The organism is Chitinophaga fulva, from assembly GCF_012927205.1.
Lineage (GTDB): Bacteria > Bacteroidota > Bacteroidia > Chitinophagales > Chitinophagaceae > Chitinophaga > Chitinophaga fulva.
This window is the reverse complement of sequence record NZ_JABBGC010000001.1, coordinates 1,036,399-1,062,643: the sequence shown is the minus strand read 5'-3', so window position 1 is coordinate 1,062,643 and position 26,245 is coordinate 1,036,399. Positions and strand designations below refer to the sequence as shown.

The window sequence follows — 26,245 nt, the reverse complement described above, 5'->3', positions numbered from 1 at the left end:
ATTACCAGGAATCGCGCGCTTTAAAGGGCCTGATTGCTCTGCTCTCTTTCCATCTTCGCGTAAAAACTAGTGCAAAAATAAAAAGTGCTCCGCAATTAATCGCGGAGCACTTAGGCCTTTTCAATGAATTTATGTTGTCAATTTTACTTATTCTCAAATCTTAGTTCGTTGAGGACCATTGATCCTCCCTTTTTCTGCAGGAAAAAGGAAAGGCGGTAATTACCACCGCTGGTGCTCAGATTACCGATACCAAACCTGGAGGCTTCCCCTCCCTGGTGTACCAATTCAAAAGATTTAACCTGGTTTTTGGAGAAAAAATCCTTCAGGATGATTTCTGCCTGTGCTTTACTATAAGAATTCGCTTTACCGCTGATATTAATTTCGACATTGTTGTCCAGGTAACGGGATAAGCTGTTTACATCGCCTTGCTTGATAGCACCCACCACATCTTCAAACGGTCCTGCCACTAGTACATCATCCGAGCTTGCCGATAGCGCAAATGCTGAAATAATTCCTCCCAACAACACCATCAGCACAATCAATAGCTTCTTCATTGTCAGTTTTTTTATTAGAAAGTAACTTAATCAACACAAATTAAATGCGAAAACTATGCCAAACACGCTGTGTTTCAACAAAATCACACCATCGTGGTAGCAATGAATGCGTAAATAATAAGTCAAAAATAATATGCAAATTAATTTGAATAATTGAATATCAGGATGCGAGATGACCAGCCCTGGCATTTATATTTTTTGGTATTAGCCTTATTTTTGTAAAATATTTAGAAAGTATTCAGCTGCATTATAAGTACTTTCACCTCCCGAGTTGAAATCAATAAAAACTATTAACCTTAACCAGACAGGATATGGAAAAGAAAAGAGCCATTCTCGTAATTATGGATGGATGGGGCGAAGGTAAAGTACCTACTTCCGACGCCATTGCACAAGCACAGACTCCCTTTGTAAGCAGCCTATATAACAAATATCCCCACAGTAACCTCGTTACCTGCGGAGAAGCCGTAGGCTTACCGGATGGCCAGATGGGCAACTCTGAAGTAGGCCACCTCAACATCGGGGCCGGCAGAATCGTATATCAGGAACTGCAAAGGATCAACGTAGCTGCGCGTGACGGGGAACTGGCCGGCAACACCGTTCTGCTGGACACACTGGCATACGCCAAAAACAACAACAAGGCGCTGCACCTGATCGGACTGGTGAGTAACGGTGGCGTACACTCGCATATTGAACACCTGAAAGCACTTACTTCCATCGCCAAAGAACATGGACTGGGAAAAGTATATATCCATGCCTTCACCGATGGCCGCGATACCGACCCGAAAAGCGGCTTAGGCTTCCTGGAAGACCTGCAGGCACACCTGCAAAAGTCTACCGGTAAAATAGCCTCCGTTACCGGCCGCTATTATGCCATGGACAGGGACAAACGCTGGGAACGCGTGAAACTGGCCTACGATGCACTGGTACACGGTACCGGCACAGGTACCCACGACCTGCTCACCGCCATTAAAGCCTCCTACGCTGAAGGTGTAACCGATGAATTCATCAAACCGATCATCGTAGAGGACGAAGCCGGCAAACCCGTAGCCACTATTCAGAACGGTGACGCAGTGCTCTGCTTCAACTTCCGTACTGACCGCTGCCGCGAAATAACCCAGGTGCTTACACAGGAAGCTTTCCCCGATTTCGACATGAAACCGCTGGAAGTATATTACACCACCATGACTGAATACGATAAAACCTATAAGAACGTACATGTCATCTTTGAAAACGATAACCTCAACATGACACTCGGCGAGGTATTGGCGAAAGACGGCTATACGCAGGTACGTATTGCAGAAACCGAGAAATATCCGCACGTTTCCTTCTTCTTCTCCGGCGGACGCGAGAAAGAATTTGAAGGCGAACGCAGGATCATGATACCATCTCCCAAAGTGGCCACCTACGACCTGAAACCGGAAATGAGCGCCAATGAAGTCACCGACGCCATCATTCCCGTACTCCAGGAAAAATCCGCCGATTTTATCGCCCTCAACTTCGCCAATGCGGACATGGTGGGCCATACCGGCGTATTCTCCGCTGCCGTAAAAGCCGTGGAAACCGTAGACCACTGCGTGAGCAGGGTAGTGGCTGCCGCACTGGCCAGCAACTATACCGTATTCCTGACCGCAGACCATGGCAATGCCGACTATATGATCAACGAAGACGGCACCCCTAATACAGCACATACCCTGAACCTCGTTCCTTTCTTCATCATCAGCAACGATTTCCAGGGTAAAGTGAAAGATGGTAAACTGGGCGATATCGCTCCTACCATCCTGCATTTCATGGGCCTGGCCGCGCCAAAGGAAATGACCGGCACACTGCTGGTATAGTTGTGCAGCAACACCCATCACATCACTCAGCGATGACCCATGGTCATCGCTTTTTTTTGCACTTTTATCAAAAAAATATTTTCATGGCGTGTAACTTTTCTTTTACCCCTCCCGTTTAACTATCACCGTTCTGATTTTTTCTCAGTCAGACTGACTGATATTCATATTTTTAGTGCTCTCGACAGATTTGCTCATGCATCGATGCGCCGTTTTTACGGCGCATTTTTTCTGACCCGTATTTAAGTACTAATTTTGCTGTATGAGACATTACCGCTACATGACGGTACTATTAACCATATTCGGTTTTATAGCCTGCCATCAGGACAACAATACAACGGGAAAAACAACGGCCGCAGCCAAATTTGAGCCATTACCGGCCTATTTCAACGGAGAACGGGAACATATCCGCACCGGCAGTTTCAGTCTGCATAAAACAGTCACCCTGAACGGCGTTAGCGATACCGCCCATATCGACGGGACCGACAGCACTGCATTAAAGGACCTCCTGAAACCTTTCGCCGATATCGATCTGAACAAACCTTCCCTGCGGGACGAATACGATACCTCCAGCTTATATGATCCTTTCTCCGGCCGGAAATCAGTTATCTATAAGTCCAAAGGAAAACAAACATTCCCTTCTGAAGTCACTATGGAACTGGATAAAAACGGGACCATACAGCAGGTTAACGTTCACAGCTATACCGTCAATATGGTGTACGAGTTTAGACAGGACCTGTTATATCAACGGAATAAAAACATCCGTATCGCTACTTACCAGAAAATAGCTTTTCTGACACCGAAAGAGATTGAAGTCAATGTAGCAGTCACACCTAAAAACAGGATGTAACACATGACAGCAGCAGAGTTTCAGCAAATATCACATACCATACCGCTCAACGCCGGTATCTACAAATATTACGACAAGGAGGGCACCCTGCTGTACGTAGGCAAAGCCAAAAGCCTCCGCAAAAGAGTAAGTTCCTATTTCGTTAAATATCACGATAACTTTAAGACTCGTAAACTGGTGGAGCATATCCACCATATTGAGTTTACTATCGTAGATTCCGAACAGGACGCTTTTCTGCTGGAAAACTCCCTGATCAAACAGTTCCAGCCCCGGTATAATATCAACCTGAAAGATGACAAGACCTATCCTTATATCGTCATCAAACATGAACCGTTTCCACGGGTGTTCTTTACCCGCAATGTGATTAAAGACGGTTCGGATTATCTTGGGCCATTTACCTCTGTAGGCCGCGTCCGCGAAATACTGGAAGTAATCCGGTACAATATTCCGTTACGCACCTGTAATCTCAACCTGAGCGATCAGAACATCAAAAAAGGAAAGTACAAGGTATGTCTCGAATATCATCTGGGCAACTGTAAAGGTCCCTGTGAAGGACTTCAAACAGAAGAAGATTATCGGGAAGGACTGGCACAGGTTAAAAACGTACTGAAAGGCAACCTGTCACCGGTGGTGAACCTGTTCAAGGACCAAATGCAGCAGTACGCTGCGGCTATGGAATTTGAAAAAGCAGAGATCATGCGTAAAAAGATCTCCAGCCTGGAGGACTATTCCGCTAAATCCACGGTTGTCAATACCCGCATGGGCAATGTAGACGTATTCTCCATTATCAGTGATGGTAATCATGCCTACGTCAATTATCTCCGCATTCTCAATGGTACTATCTCCGACACCAAAACCGTTACACTCGAGAAACAACTGGAAGAAGGAGACGAAGAAGTGCTCAGCTACGCTATCGCCTATCTGCGTGACGTATTTAAAAGCATCACGACAGAAATCGTTGTGCCTTTCCCGTTAGAATACCCGGACAGCAGCATCACCATTACCGTTCCCAAAGGTGGTGACAAGAAAAAGTTGCTGGAACTGTCGGAGAAAAATGTGAATTACTTCAAAGAGGAATTATACCGTAAAAAAATACTTCACCTCGAAGGCAAGAGTGACCTGGAACGTAAACAGGTGCTCTATCAATTGCAGGCCGATCTTGAATTACCGGTACTGCCGGAACACATCGAATGTTTCGATAACTCCAACTTTCAGGGCTCCTATCCGGTATCAGCCTGCGTGGTGTTCAAAGACGGCGTGGCATCCAAAAAAGACTACCGGCATTTTAATATCAAAACAGTACAAGGTATCAACGACTTCGCATCCATGAAAGAAGTCGTGTACCGGCGTTATTCCCGCCTGCTGGCAGAGCAACAGCCACTGCCGCAGCTTGTTATCATCGATGGTGGTAAAGGACAGCTGGGATCAGCCATGGAAAGCATCCGGGAGCTGGACCTGATTGGCAGCATGACCGTTGTTGGTTTGGCTAAGAATGAAGAGGAGATCTTCTTCCCTGGCGATTCGGAAAGTATCAAGCTTCCATTCAACAGTGAGAGCCTGAAGTTGATACGCCGTGTCCGTGACGAAGTACACCGTTTCGGTATCACTTTCCACCGTCAGAAACGCAGCAAGGGCACGTTTAAAAATGAACTGGAAACCATTAAAGGCATCGGCGATCAAACCGCTACGCAGCTACTGAAAACATTCCGTTCTGTTGCCAAAATCAAGCAGCTCACGGAAGAAGACCTGGCGCAGGAAATCGGCAGCGCCAAAGCCAAACTGGTATGGGACCATTTCCATAAAAGCTAATGCTACACCGCTTTTCCCACTTTTTGCGGACAACTGCGGATCATATTTTCTGCCTGCAATACATGCCGGTTGATATGTGCTGTCATAAAGCCAAAAGTATCGCCCACAGACAATTTGATCAGACTGGAGAGAGAAGTGGCCACTTTTGCTTTTTGTAGATTGATTTTCGCCGCCCTATCCATCAAGGCTTCCATCGTTTCCTGTTGCTGGATAAACTCATTGAGTACGGGTCCTGCATCGGGTTGTATGGAAGGCAGGTGGCCTTTCGGAGATTTCATGCGGGAGCGGAGTTTTCCTTCCGGCGTGGGTTGCATCTGTTTGGTGAACCAGGCGCCCAGCCAGCTGCTTTTAAAAGTATCCAGTGGCCGGCTGTTGTTTTGTTCTGCGGCCGTAATGGCTTCGTCCAACGCGGGCAGGTAAAACCGGCCATAGGTATTCAGGTGTTCCAAACACTGGAGCGCGCTCCATTTGCCGGCTTCGGGCGTATAAGATAACACCTCCACAGACTGGCCACCGAAGCGGTCTTCTGCTTTATATTGCGCTGCTAAGATCTGTATGCTAAGTTGCTTTAAAAGCACGCCGGTATCAATGGATGCCATAGTCAAAAGATTTACAACAAAGCTACTTTAGGCGGCAACGGAAAAAGTTGGCGCAGATCAAGATTTTACAATTTTACAGACTTCAGGAGTTTGCTGAAGGTGGCCGGGTCTATGCCGAGGTAAGAGGCGAGGTACTTTTGCGGTATCAGCTGCAGCACGTGCGGGCTACGGGTAAGCAGTGTCCTGAATTTCTGTTCCGCGCTGTAGGAGAGGATTTCCTTATGTCTTTCCAGGATGCCTCCCAGTGCGGCGACAGAGCCAAGACGCACCCATCTGTCGATCAGCGGATATTGCCGGGTAAGACCATCAAAATCTGACCATGACATGCGCAGCATCCGGCTGGGGGTCAGCGCCTCCAGGTACCAAGGGGAGGGGCGTTGCAGCTGGAAGGAGTCTATCACCCCGGAGAAAGAGCCGGTGTAGGAAAACAGGATGGTCACTTCCCGGTCGTCTTCCAGGCTAAACAGCCGTTGCACGCCCTCTTCCACGAAGTAGATGTATTTCTCCACTTCGCCGGCGACGGTGATCATGTCCTTTCTTTTGAAGGTCACTGGTGTCCAGCAGGTGGAAAGTTCCTCCCATTCTTTATCCGGCAGGGGCATGATACTGAAGGCTGTTTTACGCAGAAGTTCCATGTGCAGCAAAATACAAATAACTACGTATAAAAAGCAAAGACCCGGACGATGCCGGGTCTTTGCTTTTTATACGTAAGTACGTAAGACAGATTGTTTAGTATTGCCAGAGGTCCTGTTCCTTATTAAAGATACGGTCTTTGATGGACTGGCCTTCGAGGAGGCGCATCACACCGTCTTTAATGTAGTCCTTGATCTCGCGGTTGTAGGTATTGTTTTCCTTCACGACATAACTGCCGAAGAAACGCATCTCGAAGAGGTCTTCCCAGCTGATAGTGGATGCGTCGTTGTTCTGGTTGTACACATCGTACTTAGCCAGTGTAGGACGCAGGTCAGGATAATACACCCAGAACAGGGGGATAGAAGCGCGTACGCTGCCATCTTCGTTCATACGGGACACCATAGGCGCGATACCGAGGATACGGACTTTAAGGGCAGAAGCTTCTTTGTCGAACACCCATACTTCTTTCACCTTGTACTGTCTGATAGTACGGGGGTCGAAGTCATCGCGGGTGGTCACCATTTTCTCTTCGCCGGTTACCGGGTCAATACTGCGTACGGTCCTTTCTTCACCGGAAATCTTATTTTGGATTTCGGCATAAGGGATTACCGTGGTGAAGCGGTCATCGATAGGGTTGAAAGCTTCAACTTCCTTATTCTTGATAGCGTTCAGCAGAATATTAATAAACAGTTGGTTAATGCCACTTTCGTCTTCCACGTTGTATTGGAAGGGGAGGTTGATTTTCTCCCGAACATCGATTACCTGCCAGACACGTTTTTCCCAGAAACGGTCATCCTCACGGATGTAGTCGTATACGATGGGAACGCGTTCTCTTGCGAGGTTTCTCTCTACCACACCATCTACGCGCAGTGATTTGCGCGGCGTGTCCGATACCGGGGCGGTGATACCGTCAGGGCGTTGGGACGCGGCGTTAGGAGCAGGAGGAGGAGGTGTTACAGCATTCCCGGTAGCGGGGTTTACCACCGGCGCATTCGGGTCTGTCTGCGGTGCTTCGGTAGCTGTTCTGCGGCGGGTAGTACCACCACGTCTTTGTGCTTCCGCAGCCGTTGCCAGCATCACCAGCAACATCGTACACCAACCAATTCTGTTAAATATTACTGCTCGCATATTTCAGTAATTTATGACCTGTTAATTTAATTTGAATATTGTGCTGGGCATTGTACGTACAATGCCATCAGGGCCTTTTACTTTTACGTTTTCGAAGTATACTTCATCACCCGGGCGAAGTGAACGGATAGAAGCAGCTACGTTGTTCGGGAAATAAGCGGAGTTAGCTTCACCTTCCTGGTATTCTTTGCCTTTGGCAGATACACCGATACGGTAACCTACTACATCGTATTTCACGCCTTCGAATTCGAAGTCTTCCAGCGCAGCAGCGAGGCCCAGCTGAACTTTAAAGTCAGCGGCTTTCATGCTGCCACCTTTGTTAAATCCTACTTTCAGGACTGGATCCGGAACACGTTTTACACGGAATTCTTTCTGACCCAGTTGTTTTACTTTACCGTCGATGTTAGCTACTACGTTGATCACCGCTTTACCAGGCTGGCTAACAGTTACAGTGTATTCACCGGAGCCGCGCTTAGTAATAGTACCACCGTTGATGGAAGCGGATACCGCTTCAGCAGGTACACCGGCAGCAGAGATGGAGATCGGGTTCTGCAGGCCAATGTACAGTACGTTCATTTTGTCGGCAGAGATAGAAGTAGTAGAAGCACCTACGTTATAGCTTTCATTGAAAGACTGAGTGATAGGTTCGCCACCGGCAGGGTTAGGCAGGGTGATAGTACCAGAGATGGATTTCTCACCGAGGCCGCTCACCGGCAGGGAATAGGTAGCCAGACCGTCTGTAGCAGTAATCGTTTGACCGTTAACTGTGATAGTTGGGTTTACGGTAGTGCTGTAGGCGCCTACTGCGATTTGTGCAGTCAGCGTTTGGCCGGACATCAGATTTTTAGAGTTCAGGGAGATGAACGGTCTGATTTTATCAAACTTAAAGTCTTTCGCATTGATCTGACGATACAGGTCGTCGATAATGGCAGACTCGGAGTTTTTGATATCGTTCTGGAATTTACCCAGGATGGTTACCGCAGCGATGGTAGGTACCATGTTAAAATGGTAGGTAGTCCATGTTTTAGGACCGGAACCATGATCGTCGCCGCTGGATTTTCCCACTTCGATTTTCAGGGGTAAAGTTTTTGCAAATTTAGCCTGGTCTTTAGGTTCTACGAAAGTAAGCAACTGTTTACGCAGGGCGATCAGTTTGGCTTCCAGTTCCGGGCCTTTTTTCATGTTCTCCATCACGCGGGTAGGAGCGTCCAGGTCAGACTTGGATTTAAGTTCGCCTGTTTCATCTTTACCACCACTTTCGGTGATGATGAGATTTTTTAAGCTTTCCACGTAGTTGTAGGCGTCAGCGGAGGCCTTTTTCACCTCTTCAGCTTTGGCTTTCAGCGGACCAACTTTCTCTGCGTTATCTTTCATTTGCTCCAGGAACTGCCCATAGATGAAATTGTTTTTTTCAGTGAGGGCGCCGTTGGAGGTAACGATAGAGTTATTTACAATATTAAAAGCGTTTAGTATTTCAGCAGAGACGTTCAACGCGAGCATGGCCGTTAAGACCAAGTACATGATGTTGATCATCTTCTGCCTGGGATCTTTAGGTAGTGCCATAGTTCTTAAGCAGATTTAATGAATGGTTTATTAAACTATAAGCAATACTTTATCTGTTTCCGCCCATGGCAGTCAACATGTTGCCATAAACAGTATTGAGGTTACTGAGGTTTTTGGCCAGCATGGTGATTTGCTCCTGTGTTTTCTTAGCGTCGTCAACACTACCACTCATAGCGGAAGCAGCTTTGTTCAAGTTGCTGTAGAAGTTGTTCATCGCTTTCAGGTGGTTGTTGGTGTCTTGCAGTTCCAGTTCGTAGATAGCGTTGAGGGAAGCCAGGTTTTTGGTCATGCCCTGCATCTGTTCGTGGAAGCTTCTGGTAGACTCAGAGGCGCTATTGAAGGAAGATACTGCGGAAGCAGCAGTAGTGTAGGCGTTAGCTACATTACCGATAGCAGCAGCAGCTTCTCTTGTTTTCTGGGTGTAGTCACCGGTAGCAGCTACCACGTCGCTGATATCTCTCATTTTATCAACGGTAGTGCCCAGTTTCTGGAAGTTTTCGCTCAGACGTTGCAGATTAGCAGGTGTGATGTCTGCTTCCTGCAGCATTTTGTCGAGACCAGCAACAGCAGGGCTGCCGGCAACGGCTACTACCTGGCCTTCAGCATGGGAGGCACCGGAGTCAGGAACGAAAGCATATACAAAGAAGATGAGCGCTTCAGTGCTCAGACCTAAAATCAAAGCGATATCCGCTCCCCGCCAGTGTTGCAGTTTAAATAACGCTCCGATAATTACAACAGAAGCGGCAATACATACGAAAAAGTTCAGCCATTTAGCTTTGTTAGGATTCATAGCCATAGGTTAAAATTTACTGGTTAAAGTGATAAGTGTTAAAGTTCTCTGTATGGAATAGTTATTTCTCAATGATTTGCTTAATGTGTGCATAAATAAAGGCTTTTCTGGTTTAACGGATCAGCAATTATCTAATTATCTGTGTTTGGCCCTTCTGCTCAATGCGATCGTACATCTGAAACCTACATACGATTTGGCACTATCCTGATATTCATAAGTTCTGGTACCTGTTTGCAGGAAGTATCCTACATCTTTCCAGGAACCACCTCTGATGGCTTTACGTTTCATTTTCAAAGGCGCATCATCCGGCACGTCCATTCTGAGATAAGGGTTCATATCGGATGTGAATGAATAGGCGTTTTCATAGAAGATGTCAGCAGTCCATTCTGCTACGTTACCGGCCATGCAATACAGACCGTAATCGTTAGGCCAGTAAGCATCGGCACGTACAGTGTAGAAACCGCCGTCTTCCGGATAGTTACCGCGGCCCGGTTTGAAGTTGGCCAGCAGACAGCCTTTTTTATTGCGGATATAGTAACCACCCCAAGGATAAGGTGTTTGCTCTCTGCCGCCACGGGCAGCATATTCCCACTGTGCCTCAGAAGGCAGCTGGAATTTGTCTTCCGTGAATAATTTTTTAGAATTGCGGTAATCTTCCCAGAACTTACTTCTCCATTCGCAGAAAGCTGTTGCCTGGTGCCAGTTAACGCCTACTACTGGATAGTTGTCGAATGCCGGATGCCAGAAGTACATACGGGTCATCGGCTCGTTATACGCGTAGGAGAAGTCCCTGATCCAGCACAGTGTGTCCGGATAGATGGGCACATCTTTCTTTACGATGAACGTAGAACGAGGCTTACCGAAGTTTTCCCTCAGCTTGGCTTTGTCCCAGTTAAACGTTTCCTGGTGATAAACCAGCTTTCCAACGTCTACGTCCTTACGGCCGTATAGACGGTCAGCTTCTGTGTATATCATCGCGTCCAGTTTTTCCACTGTCGCTTTGTCTTTCCAGTTGATTTTCTGCTTCCAGTCGATGATGTCATGTCCATCATCTTGTTTAACATGGCCTAACAGAATGTGGGCAATAGAGTCCTGAACCCATTGCACAAACTGGCGGTACTCGTTGTTCGTAATCTCCGTGGCATCCATATAGAAGCCGGAAATAGAGATCGACTTGTTACGCGCAGTGTAGGCATAGTTCACGTCCTCATCGCTGGGGCCCATGTGAAATGTTCCCGCAGGAACATAAACCATCCCATAGGGTACAGGGGGGGTGTACTTCGGTCTGGGGCTTACGCCGATCAGTTGCCCTTGTGCGTTTTTGGGGCCTTTACTACCGCCACAGCTGGCCAGCAGGGAAACCAGCAAAAGTGCCAACAGACCTCTTAAATAGTTAAGCTTCATAAGGGTAGCTTTCATCAGAATATGTTTTTCTATAACCAGCCTGGTGCTTTTTGCCTGAATGCTAGGGAACACATTTCTCATATTTATCACCCGCTTTGTTTATATGAAAGATAGCAAATGTAATAATAAAATTTAATTTGTAGTCAACTTTTACACAACTTTTTCAATTCTACACACGTCGGTTCGGTAACTAATTTAAACGTATTTTTTAACATTTTATTATATCACCGGTCCAACATTTATTTTACTTAAACTACCCTTATAACGGGCAAGTTACATAATTATTCTATTAAATTAATAATTTCTTGTATATAAAAGACTGGCTTAATACAATGATAATCCTTGCATAAATAAACTAATGTATCATTTTCCCGGTATCTGTCTTGCAACAGCGGAATTTCCGGCTGATTTTTTTCTGACCCGATTAAAATCCGGAAAGGGATAAACCAGTTGCCCGCCTCCTGCATCCGCACGCGGAAATCCTTTCCTACCACCGCAATTTCAGGGGTACCTTTTACAAACTGTAATAACTGGCTCGCCCACACGCCGAAAGAAGTAGGGTACCGGGTCACCGTCTGGGCAATGCCTGACAAAGCCGCCACCGCCTTGTTTCCCCAATCTTTATTATCGAAAACAACAGAAAGATACCAAAGGTTCTGCACCATGATAGCATTACCGCTGGGCACCGCTCCGTCGTACACTTCTTTCTTACGCACGATCACATCGTCCTGCCCGTCTATGGTGTAGTAAAAAAGATGACCACCGTCACCAAAATGATCGTTCACAAAAGCCGTGATATCATGCGCCTGGTACAGGTAACGGGTGTCGCCGGTAATTTCCTGCAAGGCTATCAGCGCCCGTATCAGGCAGGCATAATCATCCAGAAAAGCCGGGTATTTGGCCAGCCCGTTTTTCCAGGTATGATAAAACGCTTGTGTGCCGTCGTTTTGCCGGAAATTGGCCAGTAGGAAATCCATGTTGCGCACCGCCATCTGCCGGTAGCTGTCATCGCCCAACGCCGCAAAAGCACGGCAGCAGGCATGCACTATCAGGGCATTCCAGCCTAACAGTATTTTATCGTCCAGCCCCGGACGGATACGGTTGGCCCGCACGGCCAGCAGTTTCTCCCGGCAGCCTTTCAGCATAGCGCCCAATACTGCCGGATCATAGCCTCTCTCAGCGGCAAACTGCTCCAGCGGCTGTTGTATCCATAATATATTCTGCTCTTCCCAATTACCATGCTCCGTCACATCATAAAACTCACAAAAAGGACCGGCCTGTTCTCCCAGCACATGGTGTATCTCTGCCTTGCTCCAGGTATAAAATTTTCCTTCCACCCCCTCAGAGTCCGCATCCAATGCGGCATAAAAACCACCTTCCGGCGCTGTCATCTCCCGGGTAATAAAAGTCAGGGTATCCTTTATAGTTTGTGCGTACACGTTATCCCGGGTCAATTGCCAGGCGTCACACAGCACGTCTATCAGCAAGGCATTGTCATACAACATCTTCTCAAAATGTGGCGCCAGCCACTTCTCATCGGTGGAATAGCGGGCAAAACCACCGCCCAGCTGATCATACAAGCCACCCTGCAACATTTTATTGAGCGACAACAACGCCTGTTGCAACGCTTCGGGATGTTTAAACGCATGATGGTACCGCAGCAAATACGCGATGGTAAAGGTTTGCGGGAACTTAGGCGCCCGACCAAAACCACCCCATATCGTATCCGCCTGCCGGAGCATGTTTTCACGGATGGTATCACATTGCTGACGGGTAAACAGTTCCTCTCTTGGTATATTGAAATTAACACCGGCATCCAGCCCAAACTGGCTCGACTGGTCAATATGCTGGGTCAGGTTATCGGCCTGTGTTTCGATATCTTCCCGCTTGTTGGCAAAAGCGTCTGCCAGCGACAGCAGCACATCTTTCCACGACGGCCGGTTGTAAGCCTTTACCGGCGGGAAATAGGTACCGCCATAAAACGGCTTTTTATCAGGGGTAAGGAATACATTCAACGGCCATCCGCCGGCGCCGGTCATGGCCTGCACCGCATCCATATAGATATGGTCCAGGTCCGGCCTTTCCTCCCGGTCTATCTTGATATTAATGAAATACGCATTCATGATGTCAGCAGTAGCTGCATCTTCAAAGCTTTCCCGCTCCATCACATGACACCAGTGACAAGCGGCATATCCAATGCTTACCAAAATGGGCTTGTCTTCCCTTCTGGCCCGCTCCAGTGCCTCTTCTCCCCAGGGATACCATTCCACCGGGTTATGCGCGTGCTGCAATAAATAAGGACTGGTTTCGCCCGCAAGTTTATTCATGGAATCCGCTTAAATAATTGAAACTGGAATAGTTTTGATTGATAACGATACACGCTACAAGAATAAAAAGATTTTGACAGAATTACCAGTTCCGGGAAAGATTTTTTGGGGAGATAATAATAACAGGAGGAGAACAGCTGCTGCGGCCGCTTAGCAGTAAAAAAGCAGGGATGGCTATTGCCATCCCTGGTAAACTATTTATGCGACACACATTTTCGCTTATTTCTTGTTAAGACCTGCGAGGTACTGGTCCAGCGCAGCCGCCATAGACGGTGCCTGCGGAGCCGGCGCTTTCACGTCCAACCTCAATCCTGCTTCTTCCACTGCTGCCGAAGTAGTAGGCCCGAAAGCCCCGATACGCGTACCGTTTTGTTCAAAAGAAGGTACGTTCTCGAATAATGACTTCACGCCGGAAGGGCTGAAAAACACAATCATGTCGTAGTTTGTCTTGCCCAGTATCTCCTTTACATCGTTGGAAACGGTTTTATAAAGGGTCGCTGTGGCATACTCACATTTGTTCGTTTTCAACCATTCCTCAATGTCCTTTTTCTGACTGTCGGAACTAGGGAAGAGGAATTTCTCATTATCCCGGTGTTTGTTCATCACTTCCAGTACACCTTTGGTAGAACCGTCAGCTCCGTAAAACACCTTCCGCTTACGATAGAGAATGAATTTCTGCAGGTATAATGCAACTGCTTCCGTAATACAAAAGTACTTGCAATCCTGCGATACCTTAACCTTCATTTCTTCACAGATCCGGAAAAAGTGATCCACCGCATTACGACTGGTAAAAATCACTGCTGTGAAAGCCAGGATGTCAATTTTCTGCTTCCGAAACTCCTTAGCGGGTAAGCCTTCCACCCTGATGAATGGATAAAAGTCCAGTTTTATGTTGAACTTTTTTGCCAGATCAAAATAGGGAGACTTTTCTGTTTCAGGCTTAGGTTGAGAAATTAGAATTGACTGAATTTGTTTACCTTGCAAATCTTTTTTTGGCCCGCCTTTAATCATACTTTTTTATGCTCTTGTGTTAACAATAGGCGATAATCAAGGATTACCAGTTAACCAGATATTCAGCAGCACCTTTGTTAATATTAGCACCGGCGCTACTTCGAATGCGCAAAGGTAAAGAAAAAAATGCAATTTACTGAAGGATAGGTATTGCCTAACTAAAGAATAAGATCTAATATAACGGTAGACAACTAATAATACTATAAAAAATATCGAAATATAGAGAAAAGTACGGGCAATTTCCACGTCGCAAAAAGCCAACACCACCAGGAAAGGCACCAGCAGTACTCCCAAAATTTTATTGATCAGGTACAGAATAAAAATATAAGCATCGGCCAGCTCGCTGTTACCAAACAACCACCCACAGAAACGCAGCATCATATATTTGATACCATAAACAGCCGCCACCAGAATAATCAGCCCGGGAATCAGCAACCAAGGCTCCGCCTGCGGGAACACCTGCTGCCGGTATAACACCAGGTAAAGATATACTCCCAGCGACACGGCAAAAAAGATATTAAGCAGCATATTCGGGAAAGGCGCCTGTGACAGCTGGTCCTTCAGTTGCCGCTGACTCAGCGTGGGATTCAGGAAAGCCCGGAACAGGTCCGCAAAATATTTGGTGTAAGACAGCCGGATAATGCTCAGCAGCAACAATATACCCCCTACGAGGTATACCAGCCAGTCCATATCACGAAAGGGCCGCAGGATATTCGTATCCCTGAAAGCAGGCCTTCCCGGCTTCAGGAAGATGTTCTCCTGCGCCAGTTTCTTCATATACAGGTCATAGTCAGACACCGGCCTGGGCTTGGGAGCAGCCGCCAGCGCGGCACTGTCTGTTTTGTGCGCACTGGTGTCCACAGGCACCGTGGCAGTAGCAGGCACCGCAGCCGTTCTCACCGTATCTTTCCTGATGGTACGCGTCGTGTCTTTTTTCACCGCCACGGCAGCCGGCTTAGGCTTGGGCTTCGGACGAAGCGAATCAGGCACCGTACGGGTAGCCGCAGGTTTCTTTTTTACAGGGGCAGGCACGGCAGTACTGTCTGCTGTTTGTGCCATTATTGGTAAGTAGCTGAAAATAAATAGAAACAATAACCAGTTGCGCACCAGGAAAATATTTTGCAATGACTTTTAATCGGTTTTCCAAATTCAACGTGTGCCCTTCACCACACTAACCAGGGGGCAATTAACACCGTCCTGTTCACATAACAAAACTGAAACGTAATTTTGCTGTTTGCAAAGATATTAAAATAGTCCATAGTTGACCGGCAAAACGGCAACAGCAGGCTATTATAAAAAACGTCCATGGCCGGAATTTATTTACATATTCCCTTTTGTAAGCAGGCTTGCTACTACTGTAACTTCCATTTTTCCACCTCGCTGGCCCGCAAAGCGGAGATGGTGCAATGCCTCCTGCAGGAAATCGACCTGCAAAAGGATTACCTCGGCGGCGAACGGATAGAGACCATCTACTTCGGTGGCGGCACGCCCAGTTTGCTCGATACCGGGGAACTGCAACTGCTGCTATCCCGTCTGTACAACACCTTCGACGTAGCGCCAGATGTGGAAATCACACTGGAAGCCAATCCTGACGATCTGGACATCGCCAAACTCCAGGCCCTCCGCGATGCCGGTATCAACAGGCTCAGCATCGGGATACAGTCCTTCCATCAGGCAGACCTGCAATGGATGAACCGCGCCCATAACAGCCAGCAGGCGCTGGACTGTATTGCGCAGGCGCAACAACTCGGGTTCCGCAACATCACGATAGACCTGATCTATGGCGGCCCCACGCTCACCGACGAGGGATGGCGGCAGAATGTGGAACAGGCCATTGCGCTGGGCGTTCCGCACCTGTCCTGCTACGCGCTGACAGTGGAACCCGGCACAGCGCTGGACCATTTTATCCGCAAGAAAAAGATGGAAGCCACTGACCCGGACAAAGCAGCCCGTCATTTTGAGCAGCTGATGCAATGGCTGGAAGCTGCTGGCTATGAGCACTACGAAATCTCTAATTTCGCTTTACCCGGCTGGCACTCACGGCATAACAGCAGCTACTGGCAGGGCAGGTCCTATCTTGGGATCGGTCCTTCCGCCCACTCTTTCAACGGCCACTCCCGCCAGTGGAACGTTGCCAATAATGCCGCTTACATTAAACGCATCACTGCCGGCGAGATACCAGCGGAAATAGAAAGTCTCACGACCGATATGCAGTTCAATGAATACATCATGACTTCCCTGCGCACTTCTGCCGGTTGCAACCTGGAGTGGGTCGCTGAAAAATTTGGCGCAGATCAAAGCCTCCGCCTGCAACAGGAGAGCAAAGCATTGATTGCCAAAGGATGGATGGAATATCAGGGTGAAACGCTGCGGCTCACCAAAGCCGGACGGCTGTTTGCAGACGGTATCGCGGCTGATTTGTTCATTTAGCCAGTCCCAGGGCTGAAGCCCTGGGTTAAGATGTTATGCAGGTATCCAAATTAATCAGGAGATCATTTTTGGGGAGAAAAAATTTGGGGATTTAATCATTTGGAAAGCCTTCCAAATAATCAAATCCCTAAATCAAAAAATATCGAAATAATATTACCAGCCCAATACGTAAGAGAAGATCAGCGGCGCTACGATGGTAGCATCTGATTCCACGATGAACTTGGGTGTATGTATATCCAGTTTGCCCCAGGTGATTTTCTCATTAGGAACAGCGCCGGAATAGGAACCGTAGGAAGTAGTAGAGTCAGAGATCTGGCAGAAATAGCTCCAGAAAGGAACATCAGTCCATTCCAGGTCCTGGTACATCATCGGTACCACGCAGATCGGGAAGTCGCCCGCGATACCGCCACCGATCTGGAAGAAGCCAACGCCTTTACCACCGGAATTTTTACGGTACCAGTCAGACAGGAAAATCATGTACTCAATACCGCTCTTCATGGTAGAAGCTTTCAGTTCACCTTTGATGCAGTAAGAAGCGAAGATGTTACCCATGGTGCTGTCTTCCCATCCCGGAACGATGATAGGAATATTCTTTTCAGCAGCAGCCAGCATCCAGCTGTTTTTCGGATCGATTTCGTAGTGCTCTTTCATCACACCGCTGAGCAGCAGTTTGTACATGTACTCGTGCGGGAAATAGCGTTCACCGGCATCTTCTGCATCTTTCCAGATTTTGTGGATATGTTTCTGGATGCGGCGGAAAGCCTCTTCTTCAGGAATGCAGGTATCGGTAACACGGTTAAAGCCTTGTTCCAGGAGGTCCCATTCTTCCTGCGGGCTCAGGTCGCGGTAGTTAGGCACTCTTTTGTAGTGGGTGTGCGCTACCAGGTTCATGATATCCTCTTCCAGGTTAGCACCGGTACAGGAGATGATGTCTACTTTGCCCTGACGGATCATTTCAGCGAAAGAAATGCCCAGCTCGGCCGTACTCATCGCACCGGCCAATGTTACCATCATTTTACCACCTTCCAGTAAATGTGTTTCATATCCTTTGGCAGCATCCACCAATGCAGCAGCATTAAAGTGGCGGTAATGGTGCTGGATAAATTGAGAAATGGGTCCCTTATTCATGTCATTTAATCATTTATACATTAACAGCCTGGCTCATAAAGCCTTAACAGCTGGCAAAGTTAAGATAATTTTCCAAGGCGAAAGGGGGAGAGGGAGATAAAAGAGAAAGGTCCGTGGCGGCGCCCACAGACCTGTTCATTTCAATCAAACGGAAAGCACAACTAAAACTAGGCTTTTTTGAGACGGCTCCGAACGCTGGTGCTACCGGTTCCATCTGCTTTTAATACGGTCCAGGTATCTTTTCCCTCGAGGGTGATAAAGTACACGATATTACCGTTGGCAGCATATTCCACGATGCAATAGATGCTGTCTTTCGGATATCTCTTATTGAGCCTGGAAGTCAGTGCCAATGGCAGTTGTTCCGGGTCCAGATAGCGGGAAGTGGCCAGCAGGGTCCCTGCATCATCGAAGAAGGCAGTCACTTTGCTGCTGCGCATGTTAAATTTAGCCGTGAAGGTTTTGTTATCATCGGTATACCATTTCACTTCACTGGCTCCGGCAAAAGTCTCGCTAAAAGAATGTTCTATTCTGCTGTTAACTTTAGTTTCGTACGGATTTGCAAAGAGGGCGCCTGCACTAAGCAGTAATGCTGCACTCATCAAAAGGATTAATTTTTTCATGGCGGAAAAAAATTATGAGGTTTTTAAATGTTTTTTGTGTTGGTTTTTTGCTTTGATGACTCAAAACTACGACGGGAATGGATGGTTGGTCAAGGCATACTTTACTGGTGGAGGCACTTGATAACTTGGAGTATCCACTATCGGACGTCCGGCTGGCCGGTGGCGGACAACTGCGCATCTTCCGCAGCCATGGCCTGTTTGTTGGTGCCACCTTGCCAATGTTGCATGGGCGCGTGTTAAGGTTGTGTTAAAGTGGATGAGAAATACGGTTCAACGTGAAAACCGGTATGCGCTGACTATCAATGGCAAAACGATCGTTACATTTGTCTCATCAAACCATCAGAAAGGCTTTATTATGAATTACCTGGCACATGCTTACCTTTCCTTTCATCAGCCGGCACTGATAACCGGCAACCTGATCGCGGATTATGTAAAAGGCCGGCAGCAGCTGGCATTATACAGTCCGGACGTACAGCAGGGTATCCGGCTGCACCGGGCTATTGATACGTTTACCGACCAACATGCGGTTACCGCACAGGCCAAAACCTTTTTCCGGTCCGCCTGCGGCCTTTACAGCGGCGTATTTACCGATCTGGTATACGACCATTTTCTGGCCACGGACAGTACCCGTTTTTCCGAAGACACCCTTTATGATTTTTCCAAAGAGGTATATGATGTCATTATCCACCAGGAAGAAGTGTTGCCGGCGAGGTTCTTGGAAATGTTTGCCTACATGCGGCAGTACAACTGGCTGTACAATTACCGGGGCAATGATGGTATGGAACGGGCCTTCCGGGGCATCAGCGCCCGGGCCAAAGGTTTAGAAAGCAGTCCTGCCGTTATTTTTGCTATCTTTCTTGAACATTATGACGCCTTAAAAGACTGCTATCAGGCCTTTTTTCCTGCCCTCCAGACATATGTGGAAAATTTGTTACAAAACGAAAACCGCTAAGGGCCTGTTAAAGGCACGGGGGTCACTTTCCGGATTCACTAAAAATCTCTAGGTTTGGGGCCGCAAATTTGTTTTAAAAGAAAATAAAGCTCACAGGATGTTTAAAAAAGCCATCATTTTCGCCTTTGCACTCGGAGTATTCGCCGCCAACGCAGGAGCCCAGGATAAAAAATTGCCACCACTCGACGCCAGCCCTATGGACATGGCTTATTACCCACCCATGTACCCGTATGTGGTAAAAGTGAAGGGGGAACCTGGTACACTGGTAGCCCGGGTCATCTATAGCCGTCCGCAGACAAAAGGCAGGGAGATCTTTGGTAACCTGGAAGAATACGGAAAAATATGGCGGTTGGGCGCCAACGAAGCCACTGAAATAGAATTTTTCAGACCGGTGGTCATTGCCGGTAAAAACGTGCCGAAAGGACGGTATACCATGTATGCTATTCCCACCGAAAAAACATGGACCATTATCCTGAACAAGGAAACAGATATCTGGGGCGCTTTCAAATATGACCAGCGTAAAGATGTAGTGAGAACAGCTCTCCCGGTAACACCGCTGGACACCCCGTTAGATGCCTTCACCATGGTATTTGAAAAAGGAGATCCCGGCGCCAACCTGATCATCGCCTGGGACAAGGTAAGCGTAAGCCTGCCTATCCGGTGGACAGATGGCGGTGCTAAGAAATAACACCTTCACAAGATAAAAATACAGCGGCCCAACGATGTCAAAATCGTTGGGCCGCTGTATTTTATATAGTATTTACAACTGTTTCAAAAAGAAAGGGCGGTAAGACTACCGCCCTAAGAATTTTAACCATATCCTATGAAAAACCTAAACGAATGTATATCGAATATCCGTACCCGTTAGGGTTCATTTGGTGAACGATATAAAAATGTTCGTAAGCGTGCTAAATCATTCCACCAACAATTTTCGGAACGCTAAATTGGACAATAATTGCTGTGCCTGCTAAAATGTTCCAATCACAAAAGGGAGTATATTTGAAAAACCACCAGAAATTGTTCATTATAAAATATTTAAGACATGAAGCTGGGAACTAAACTCATACACGCAGGTGTAGCGCCCGATCCCTCCACAGGGGCCATTATGACACCTATCTTTCAAACCTCCACCTATGTACAGAGTGCACCGGGGGTGCATAAAGGATACGAATATGCCCGTACACAGAACCCCACCCGCGACGCCCTTCAAAACGCATTGGCAGCCATTGAAAACGGTACCCATGGTATTAACTTCGGCAGTGGCCTGGCCGCTACCGATGCAGTCATGAAATTGCTGTCGCCCGGTGATGAAGTTGTGGCAACCAACGATTTATACGGCGGCACCTACCGTATCTTCACCAAAGTATTTGAACGGTACGGTATTAAGTTCTCTTTTGTAGGCATGAGTGACGCTGCCAGCGTAGCAGCGCATATCACCCCTAAGACCAAAATGATCTGGCTTGAAACGCCTACCAACCCGCTGTTGAACATCATTGATATTGCAGCGGTGGCACAGATTGCCCAAAAGAATAACGTACTGCTGTGCGTAGACAATACCTTCGCGTCTCCTTACCTGCAAAACCCGCTGGACCTGGGCGCTGACATTGTACTGCACTCAGCCACCAAATACCTGGGCGGGCATAGTGACGTGGTGCATGGCGCCATCATCGTTAAAAACGAAGAACTGGCCAAACAACTGTATTTCATACAAAACAGCTGTGGTGCCGTGCCAGGCCCTCAGGACTGTTTCCTGGTGCTGCGCGGCATCAAAACCCTGCATGTGCGCATGCAGCGGCACTGTGAAAACGGGGAAAAAATCGCTCACTTCCTGCGTAATCATGATAAAGTGGACAAGGTATACTGGCCCGGCTTTACCGATCATCCTAATCACGATATCGCCAAACGACAGATGCGGGGCTATGGCGGCATGATGTCTTTCACCCTGAAAGACGATAACATGGACGCTGCCAACAGGGTATTGAGCCAAACACACCTGTTCTCCCTGGCGGAGTCACTGGGCGGCGTAGAGTCGCTGATCGGGCACCCCGCCAGCATGACGCATGCGTCTATCCCCCGGGAAGAACGAATTAAAAACGGGCTGGCCGATTCACTCATCCGCCTGAGCGTGGGCATTGAAGATGTGGACGACCTGATCGCTGACCTGAACCAGGCCATCGGATAACACGCTCATCAATCTGATTTTAATTCTTACCGGTTAAAAATTATCTTTACCAGGTATATCATTTTTACCTGGACCATATCCACAGCCTATTTTATGAGCGCTGACGACATAAACCACCTGCGCTGCTGCCGGAGGGCAGCGGTACAGGTGGTTGACGCGTATAGCCAGGCTGCAGATGCACATGTGAAACACTATGAAGATCCAACAACTGAAGGACTTCCTGAATGCGAAAGCGGCATCCTATAATCATCCGGATTTTATTGCAAATGACCCCATTTGCATCCCACACCGCTTCAGCGAACTGCAGGACATAGAAATTGCCGGCCTCTTTGCCGCCATACTGGCCTGGGGCAACCGTACCAGCATCATCAACAAATGCACGGAACTGATGCGGCATATGGACAATGCGCCCTATGACTACATCCGCAATCATGACCCGCGCGACCGGATGAAGCTGATGACCTTCTGCCACCGGACCTTTAATGGGGTAGACCTCCTGTATTTCGTGGAATTCCTGCAGCACTACTACACCAACATCACTTCCCTTGAATTCGCCTTCAGCGGACATCTCAACCCTGAAGATGAAAACGTTGAAAAAGCTCTTACCGGCTTCCATAAAATGTTTTTTTCCCTCGAGCACCCCGCCCGTACTGAAAAACATATCTCTTCTCCTGCCAAACACTCTGCATGCAAACGATTGAACATGTATTTGCGCTGGATGGTGCGAAAAGATGAAAATGGCGTGGATTTTGGGCTGTGGCAACATATTTCACCATCACAACTGATATGCCCGATGGATGTTCACGTAAGCCGCGTGGCTACCAGACTGGGACTCATATCAGACGCGAAGTCTGACTGGAAAACAGCCGTATCGCTCACCCATGAGCTCAAAAAGCTGGACCCGGAAGACCCGGCCAAATACGACTTCGCCCTGTTTGGATTAGGTGTGATCGAAAAATATGTTTGATTAAAATAAATTACGGTAATGAAAAAATTATTGGGCGCCATTGCAACCTTGCTGACATTGTCCTTTACCACTAAGGCTCAGGACTATATGTCCATCAATTACAACTTCAACAAGGGAGAACAGTTTGAACTGGAACAGAAAAGCCGTACGGAAACCTATACCACGATCAATGAAACACAACAACGGGTTACACGCGACTACAACAATATTATCACCATCGATATCACCGATGTAATACCCGGCAAAGCCATACTCACGTTCCGGTATAAAGAGCTGCGATTCAATTTCAACGCTAAAAACCAGAACATCTTTGTGGACGCCAAAGTGAACAAAGCAGAAGAACCTTTTCAGGCCGGCCTGAAAAAACTGCTGGACCAACCGTTTACCGTGGAACTGCAAAGCACCGGTGTGATCACCAAGGTCGACGGTCTGGATAACCTGCTCAACAATGCCGAAGCAGCCTTCAGCTCCCTAAAAAAAGACGAACAGGAAGCCTATAAAAAACTGATGAAAGACCAGTTTGGCACCGATGCCTTCCGCGCCTGGCTGGAGCAGTTGCTCATTATGTATCCGGCACATGGCATTAAAACCGGCACCCAATGGGAAGAAAGCGTACCTCTCCGCGGCGGCCTCATAGGCAGGATAGATCTTTACTGGAATCTCCAGACCTGGGACTCCCAGACCGCTAAGATTGGTGGTACCTCCAAAATAAATACCGACAAGGTGCAAACCCTGACCCTCGACGATGACATCAAAGCCACAGCCGAAATCAGCGGCACCACTTCGTCTAACTATCTGATAATGCGCAGCAGCGGCATGCCCAGCATCTGCGTACAGAATACGGAAATGAATGGTAACTATACCTATAAAGTGAACAAAGCCAAAGGCATTAAACACGATCTGAAAGTGCCGGTGAAAGTAATCACCAACGCTTCCTATAAAATAAAACAGATGAAATAATGAACAGCTTCCCTGCACCATATCTTCAGGAGACAGCCATCTGGGCACAACAAACATTTGAGGTGAGTGTGCCTCCGGGCAATATCAGCTACGATCAACTGGAGGAAATATTGGGCAGAAGACTGGAATATCTGATCAGCAACGATTTACAACAGTTTATCTTTCTCCTCTACCGTATAGACGTGGCAGAGAAAAAAGTAAAACAGATACTCGCATACGCCGCCCAGCAGGGCACTGATCCTTACCGGCCCATCGCTGGCCTGATCATAGAAAGGCAGCTGCAGAAAATAGCTTCCCGCGAAGCTTTCCGGCAAGACAACCTGCCGGACGATGAAGAAAGGTGGTAAAATCTGATTATAAAAAAAGCAGGTGTTCGCAAACACCTGCTTTTTTTATAATCAGTTAAATCAGACAACACTAAAACATCAGCTCTTTTACTTTCTCTTTGTCTTCCTTTTCCTTGTCCAGGTCGAAGAAAGTGCCGAATACCCGGTCCCAGAAAGCAGAACTTACGCCGAAACCTTTCCCCTCGCTTTTGTAGTGATGCAGGTGGTGGTTACGCCACAGCGGCTTCATAAATCTAAAAGGAGGATTCCAGGCATGAATAGCATAGTGCATGCTGCCATAAATGAGATAGCCCAGCAGAAAACCCGGGAAGAACATAAACGTGTACTGCCGCAGGAAAATGTACTGGCTGCCAAAGATCGCTGAAGCCAGGATCAGGCTCGGTACCGGCGGCATGAACAAACGCTGCTTGTCTCTCGGATATTCGTGGTGGTTACCATGCATCACATAAATAAAGCGTTGCACTCTAGGACTCTCACTGGCAAAGTGAAAGATAAACCGGTGCATGATATACTCGAAGAACGACCAAAATAACATCGCTCCAACGAATATGAGTGCCACCGTCCCTACTTCAAAACCTAATGTGTCATGGCTATAATAAAGCATATAGCCAATAATGGGCAAATACATTCCCCAGATCACCAGGGGATGCGTTTTGGTTAGCATCTCGAGGTACTGGCTTTCAAATAATCTTGCCTGTCCTTTGTTCTTAATCTTTTCAAATTTCATGAATCCCAGTTTTAACGCGCAACAGTTACGGGAAAATGAATAAAACCCCTCTTATTTTACCCCGGCAGGTAGCTGAGCCCCGTCTGCCGATTTCAGGCACAAAAATACAACCTTCACTCTAATTGATATTTTTAATCTTTGATTTATCCATCAAATATTTATACAACTGCTTTCTATTGCGCTGTATAGTTGATTCGAAACTCCTTCAAATCCGGCTGGTAGGCCCGTTTCCGTTGCAGCTCGTATTGATAAAGGATATTTCCCGCATCCCGGAAAAATGGATATCCCTCCCCCTCATATTCATATTTGTCATCATTTAAAATACCATCGCGGTTCACATAAACCGTTCCGGTGAGCATAAACTCCACATGATGCTCAAAATCAACGATGTAAGCCGCATCTGTAAGGAAACCGTACGACCAGCCCGTTTTATTGAATACCCGCATATTAGACGGGATGTGGTGCCCGGCACCCTTAAAGAGGAAAAACTTCGTATAGCTGTCGAAGTACTCCGTCGTATCATAAACAGGGTCGGTACTTTCTGAAGGATACTCCGACATATACCGGTACAGGAACCGGTAATCCTGCGGGGCTATCCGGAAACGCTGCTCCGCCGGCACCGACTGCGGGAAAATAACCGATTGCAATAACTGTTGCAGGTCCTGCAACGGCAGGCTATTATGCTTTGTAAAATCCATCGGCTCGGATACCAGGTGATCATTTTTATCCATATATCCCGCACCTATTCGGATGTTCCTGCTATAATCATATTGCAGCTTGCTCACAGCAGGCGCCTGCTGGTACAGGGTTTTGCCGTCCTTTACAAACCGGATGGCATTGGTATGCCTGTTTTCTTCTTCAGACAAAGGCATAAACCGCCGGACAATACGAACATCTTTATATCCTTTTTCCCATAGCCGCTCATGAATAGATTGCTGGCCAACAAACTCATACAAACGGTTATAAGCGTCGTTGTCGCTAATCAGGAATATCCGTTTGATATAATGATTGATAGACGGAAGCCCACTTTGGGCAGTACTGTCGGTATGCACGGTCAACTGTCCGCTTCCGCTGCTGTCTGTAAGCATCGTGGTATTACCGTTCAGTCCGGGCACTTTCAGCTCCCGCATCTTTTCCAACGCCAGCAAGGCGATAGGCAGCTTCACAGTGCTGGCCGGATTAAAATACTGGCTAGCGTCCACATTAAGGTAATAGTGCCTGAAATGTGGTTTATTATTGGCATCCCGGTCAATTTGCGTGTAAATCAGCTGGTACCGGAAAGAGTCCGGATGTTGCAGCATATGCCGCAACAACGGCGTAGCCTCGCGGTTGAACATGTTTTTGAGCAGGGTATCTGTACGGGGCTGTGCCTGAGCAAAGGACAGGCAGCCACAAAGCAACAACAGCAAACAGTGACGCGTCATAGAGCAGC

The 26,245-nt window shown here is 47.5% G+C and carries 24 protein-coding genes; 10 read left to right on the top strand and 14 right to left on the bottom strand.

The window, feature by feature from the left end; translation table 11 throughout:
• Positions 1-143: 143 nt before the first annotated feature.
• A complete protein-coding gene (locus tag HHL17_RS04555) occupies positions 144-554 on the bottom strand; it encodes a DUF4783 domain-containing protein (protein ID WP_169223584.1) in 411 nt (136 codons plus the stop codon).
• Between the two features lie 311 nt (positions 555-865).
• On the opposite strand from HHL17_RS04555, the gene gpmI reads away from it, so the two are divergent.
• The 3 genes from gpmI (at position 866) to uvrC (ending at position 5,045) form a co-directional block, all read left to right on the top strand.
• Entirely contained in the window at positions 866-2,389 is a 1,524-nt protein-coding gene (gene gpmI, locus HHL17_RS04550; protein WP_169223583.1) for a 2,3-bisphosphoglycerate-independent phosphoglycerate mutase, read from the top strand.
• Positions 2,390-2,648: 259 nt separating this feature from the next.
• Positions 2,649-3,236 (top strand): hypothetical protein, encoded by a 588-nt coding sequence (locus HHL17_RS04545; protein ID WP_169223582.1) that lies wholly within the window; start codon positions 2,649-2,651, stop codon positions 3,234-3,236.
• 3 nt (positions 3,237-3,239) lie between these two features.
• Positions 3,240-5,045, top strand: coding sequence for an excinuclease ABC subunit UvrC (gene uvrC, locus HHL17_RS04540; RefSeq protein WP_169223581.1), 1,806 nt, complete (start codon positions 3,240-3,242; stop codon positions 5,043-5,045).
• Between the two features lie 2 nt (positions 5,046-5,047).
• Here the strand turns inward: uvrC and HHL17_RS04535 are convergent, their stop codons facing one another.
• The 9 genes from HHL17_RS04535 to HHL17_RS04495 form a co-directional block, all read right to left on the bottom strand.
• A complete protein-coding gene (locus tag HHL17_RS04535) occupies positions 5,048-5,644 on the bottom strand; it encodes a DinB family protein (protein WP_169223580.1) in 597 nt (198 codons plus the stop codon).
• A 65-nt stretch (positions 5,645-5,709) separates the two neighbouring features.
• Positions 5,710-6,279, bottom strand: a complete 570-nt coding sequence (locus HHL17_RS04530; RefSeq protein WP_169223579.1) for a Crp/Fnr family transcriptional regulator — start codon at positions 6,277-6,279, stop codon at positions 5,710-5,712.
• 94 nt (positions 6,280-6,373) lie between these two features.
• Positions 6,374-7,405, bottom strand: coding sequence for a type IX secretion system ring subunit PorN/GldN (porN, locus tag HHL17_RS04525; protein ID WP_169223578.1), 1,032 nt, complete (start codon positions 7,403-7,405; stop codon positions 6,374-6,376).
• Between the two features lie 21 nt (positions 7,406-7,426).
• Positions 7,427-8,968 (bottom strand): type IX secretion system motor protein PorM/GldM, encoded by a 1,542-nt coding sequence (gene porM, locus HHL17_RS04520; protein ID WP_169223577.1) that lies wholly within the window; start codon positions 8,966-8,968, stop codon positions 7,427-7,429.
• Positions 8,969-9,017: 49 nt separating this feature from the next.
• Positions 9,018-9,758 (bottom strand): type IX secretion system motor protein PorL/GldL, encoded by a 741-nt coding sequence (gene porL, locus HHL17_RS04515; protein ID WP_240975089.1) that lies wholly within the window; start codon positions 9,756-9,758, stop codon positions 9,018-9,020.
• A gap of 135 nt (positions 9,759-9,893) precedes the next feature.
• Positions 9,894-11,177 carry a T9SS ring complex lipoprotein PorK/GldK gene (porK, locus tag HHL17_RS04510; RefSeq protein WP_240975088.1) on the bottom strand — a complete coding sequence of 428 codons (1,284 nt, stop codon included), beginning with the start codon at positions 11,175-11,177 and terminating at the stop codon, positions 9,894-9,896.
• Positions 11,178-11,443: 266 nt separating this feature from the next.
• The gene (locus tag HHL17_RS04505; protein ID WP_169223575.1) at positions 11,444-13,489 is read right to left on the bottom strand and encodes a thioredoxin domain-containing protein; all 2,046 of its coding nucleotides are present in this window, start codon (positions 13,487-13,489) and stop codon (positions 11,444-11,446) included.
• 219 nt (positions 13,490-13,708) lie between these two features.
• Positions 13,709-14,500 (bottom strand): uroporphyrinogen-III synthase, encoded by a 792-nt coding sequence (locus tag HHL17_RS04500; protein WP_169223574.1) that lies wholly within the window; start codon positions 14,498-14,500, stop codon positions 13,709-13,711.
• Between the two features lie 36 nt (positions 14,501-14,536).
• On the bottom strand, positions 14,537-15,559 hold the full coding sequence (locus HHL17_RS04495) for a DUF4271 domain-containing protein (RefSeq protein WP_169223573.1): 1,023 nt from the start codon (positions 15,557-15,559) through the stop codon (positions 14,537-14,539).
• 246 nt (positions 15,560-15,805) lie between these two features.
• Here HHL17_RS04495 and hemW point away from each other — a divergent pair, with 246 nt between their 5' ends.
• Entirely contained in the window at positions 15,806-16,930 is a 1,125-nt protein-coding gene (gene hemW / locus HHL17_RS04490) for a radical SAM family heme chaperone HemW (RefSeq protein ID WP_169223572.1), read from the top strand.
• A 153-nt stretch (positions 16,931-17,083) separates the two neighbouring features.
• Here hemW and HHL17_RS04485 read toward each other — a convergent pair whose 3' ends face one another.
• Positions 17,084-18,058, bottom strand: coding sequence for a deoxyhypusine synthase family protein (locus tag HHL17_RS04485; protein WP_169223571.1), 975 nt, complete (start codon positions 18,056-18,058; stop codon positions 17,084-17,086).
• Between the two features lie 167 nt (positions 18,059-18,225).
• Positions 18,226-18,678, bottom strand: a complete 453-nt coding sequence (locus HHL17_RS04480; protein WP_169223570.1) for a hypothetical protein — start codon at positions 18,676-18,678, stop codon at positions 18,226-18,228.
• A 256-nt stretch (positions 18,679-18,934) separates the two neighbouring features.
• Between HHL17_RS04480 and HHL17_RS04475 the strand changes: the two genes are divergently transcribed.
• From HHL17_RS04475 to HHL17_RS04450, 6 genes are all read left to right on the top strand, one after another.
• On the top strand, positions 18,935-19,630 hold the full coding sequence (locus tag HHL17_RS04475; protein WP_240975087.1) for an acyl carrier protein phosphodiesterase: 696 nt from the start codon (positions 18,935-18,937) through the stop codon (positions 19,628-19,630).
• A gap of 97 nt (positions 19,631-19,727) precedes the next feature.
• Entirely contained in the window at positions 19,728-20,318 is a 591-nt protein-coding gene (locus tag HHL17_RS04470; protein WP_169223569.1) for a DUF2911 domain-containing protein, read from the top strand.
• A gap of 354 nt (positions 20,319-20,672) precedes the next feature.
• The gene (locus tag HHL17_RS04465; RefSeq protein WP_169223568.1) at positions 20,673-21,812 is read left to right on the top strand and encodes a cystathionine gamma-synthase; all 1,140 of its coding nucleotides are present in this window, start codon (positions 20,673-20,675) and stop codon (positions 21,810-21,812) included.
• Positions 21,813-22,005: 193 nt separating this feature from the next.
• Positions 22,006-22,779, top strand: coding sequence for a TIGR02757 family protein (locus HHL17_RS04460; RefSeq protein WP_169223567.1), 774 nt, complete (start codon positions 22,006-22,008; stop codon positions 22,777-22,779).
• Between the two features lie 18 nt (positions 22,780-22,797).
• Positions 22,798-23,739, top strand: a complete 942-nt coding sequence (locus HHL17_RS04455; protein ID WP_169223566.1) for a DUF6263 family protein — start codon at positions 22,798-22,800, stop codon at positions 23,737-23,739.
• Entirely contained in the window at positions 23,739-24,086 is a 348-nt protein-coding gene (locus HHL17_RS04450) for a hypothetical protein (protein WP_169223565.1), read from the top strand. The genes HHL17_RS04455 and HHL17_RS04450 overlap by 1 nt, the downstream gene beginning before the upstream one ends.
• Positions 24,087-24,156: 70 nt before the next feature.
• Here the strand turns inward: HHL17_RS04450 and HHL17_RS04445 are convergent, their stop codons facing one another.
• On the bottom strand, positions 24,157-24,813 hold the full coding sequence (locus tag HHL17_RS04445; RefSeq protein ID WP_169223564.1) for a sterol desaturase family protein: 657 nt from the start codon (positions 24,811-24,813) through the stop codon (positions 24,157-24,159).
• A gap of 173 nt (positions 24,814-24,986) precedes the next feature.
• Entirely contained in the window at positions 24,987-26,237 is a 1,251-nt protein-coding gene (locus HHL17_RS04440) for a serine hydrolase (RefSeq protein ID WP_169223563.1), read from the bottom strand.
• Positions 26,238-26,245: the final 8 nt, after the last annotated feature.

Bases quoted from the DNA above. Each gene is read 5' to 3' on its own strand.
- HHL17_RS04555 (WP_169223584.1), bottom strand. From the start codon at position 554: ATGAAGAAGCTATTGATTGTGCTGATGGTGTTGTTGGGAGGAATTATT.
- HHL17_RS04500 (WP_169223574.1), bottom strand. From the start codon at position 14,500: ATGATTAAAGGCGGGCCAAAAAAAGATTTGCAAGGTAAACAAATTCAG.
- HHL17_RS04465 (WP_169223568.1), top strand. From the start codon at position 20,673: ATGAAGCTGGGAACTAAACTCATACACGCAGGTGTAGCGCCCGATCCC.
- HHL17_RS04455 (WP_169223566.1), top strand. From the start codon at position 22,798: ATGAAAAAATTATTGGGCGCCATTGCAACCTTGCTGACATTGTCCTTT.
- uvrC (WP_169223581.1), top strand. From the start codon at position 3,240: ATGACAGCAGCAGAGTTTCAGCAAATATCACATACCATACCGCTCAAC.
- HHL17_RS04445 (WP_169223564.1), bottom strand. From the start codon at position 24,813: ATGAAATTTGAAAAGATTAAGAACAAAGGACAGGCAAGATTATTTGAA.
- HHL17_RS04535 (WP_169223580.1), bottom strand. From the start codon at position 5,644: ATGGCATCCATTGATACCGGCGTGCTTTTAAAGCAACTTAGCATACAG.
- HHL17_RS04530 (WP_169223579.1), bottom strand. From the start codon at position 6,279: ATGGAACTTCTGCGTAAAACAGCCTTCAGTATCATGCCCCTGCCGGAT.
- HHL17_RS04450 (WP_169223565.1), top strand. From the start codon at position 23,739: ATGAACAGCTTCCCTGCACCATATCTTCAGGAGACAGCCATCTGGGCA.
- porK (WP_240975088.1), bottom strand. From the start codon at position 11,177: ATGAAAGCTACCCTTATGAAGCTTAACTATTTAAGAGGTCTGTTGGCA.
- porM (WP_169223577.1), bottom strand. From the start codon at position 8,968: ATGGCACTACCTAAAGATCCCAGGCAGAAGATGATCAACATCATGTAC.
- hemW (WP_169223572.1), top strand. From the start codon at position 15,806: ATGGCCGGAATTTATTTACATATTCCCTTTTGTAAGCAGGCTTGCTAC.
- porL (WP_240975089.1), bottom strand. From the start codon at position 9,758: ATGAATCCTAACAAAGCTAAATGGCTGAACTTTTTCGTATGTATTGCC.
- HHL17_RS04505 (WP_169223575.1), bottom strand. From the start codon at position 13,489: ATGAATAAACTTGCGGGCGAAACCAGTCCTTATTTATTGCAGCACGCG.
- HHL17_RS04475 (WP_240975087.1), top strand. From the start codon at position 18,935: ATGAGAAATACGGTTCAACGTGAAAACCGGTATGCGCTGACTATCAAT.
- HHL17_RS04480 (WP_169223570.1), bottom strand. From the start codon at position 18,678: ATGAAAAAATTAATCCTTTTGATGAGTGCAGCATTACTGCTTAGTGCA.
- HHL17_RS04470 (WP_169223569.1), top strand. From the start codon at position 19,728: ATGTTTAAAAAAGCCATCATTTTCGCCTTTGCACTCGGAGTATTCGCC.
- HHL17_RS04485 (WP_169223571.1), bottom strand. From the start codon at position 18,058: ATGAATAAGGGACCCATTTCTCAATTTATCCAGCACCATTACCGCCAC.
- HHL17_RS04460 (WP_169223567.1), top strand. From the start codon at position 22,006: ATGAAGATCCAACAACTGAAGGACTTCCTGAATGCGAAAGCGGCATCC.
- HHL17_RS04440 (WP_169223563.1), bottom strand. From the start codon at position 26,237: ATGACGCGTCACTGTTTGCTGTTGTTGCTTTGTGGCTGCCTGTCCTTT.
- gpmI (WP_169223583.1), top strand. From the start codon at position 866: ATGGAAAAGAAAAGAGCCATTCTCGTAATTATGGATGGATGGGGCGAA.
- HHL17_RS04545 (WP_169223582.1), top strand. From the start codon at position 2,649: ATGAGACATTACCGCTACATGACGGTACTATTAACCATATTCGGTTTT.
- porN (WP_169223578.1), bottom strand. From the start codon at position 7,405: ATGCGAGCAGTAATATTTAACAGAATTGGTTGGTGTACGATGTTGCTG.
- HHL17_RS04495 (WP_169223573.1), bottom strand. From the start codon at position 15,559: ATGGCACAAACAGCAGACAGTACTGCCGTGCCTGCCCCTGTAAAAAAG.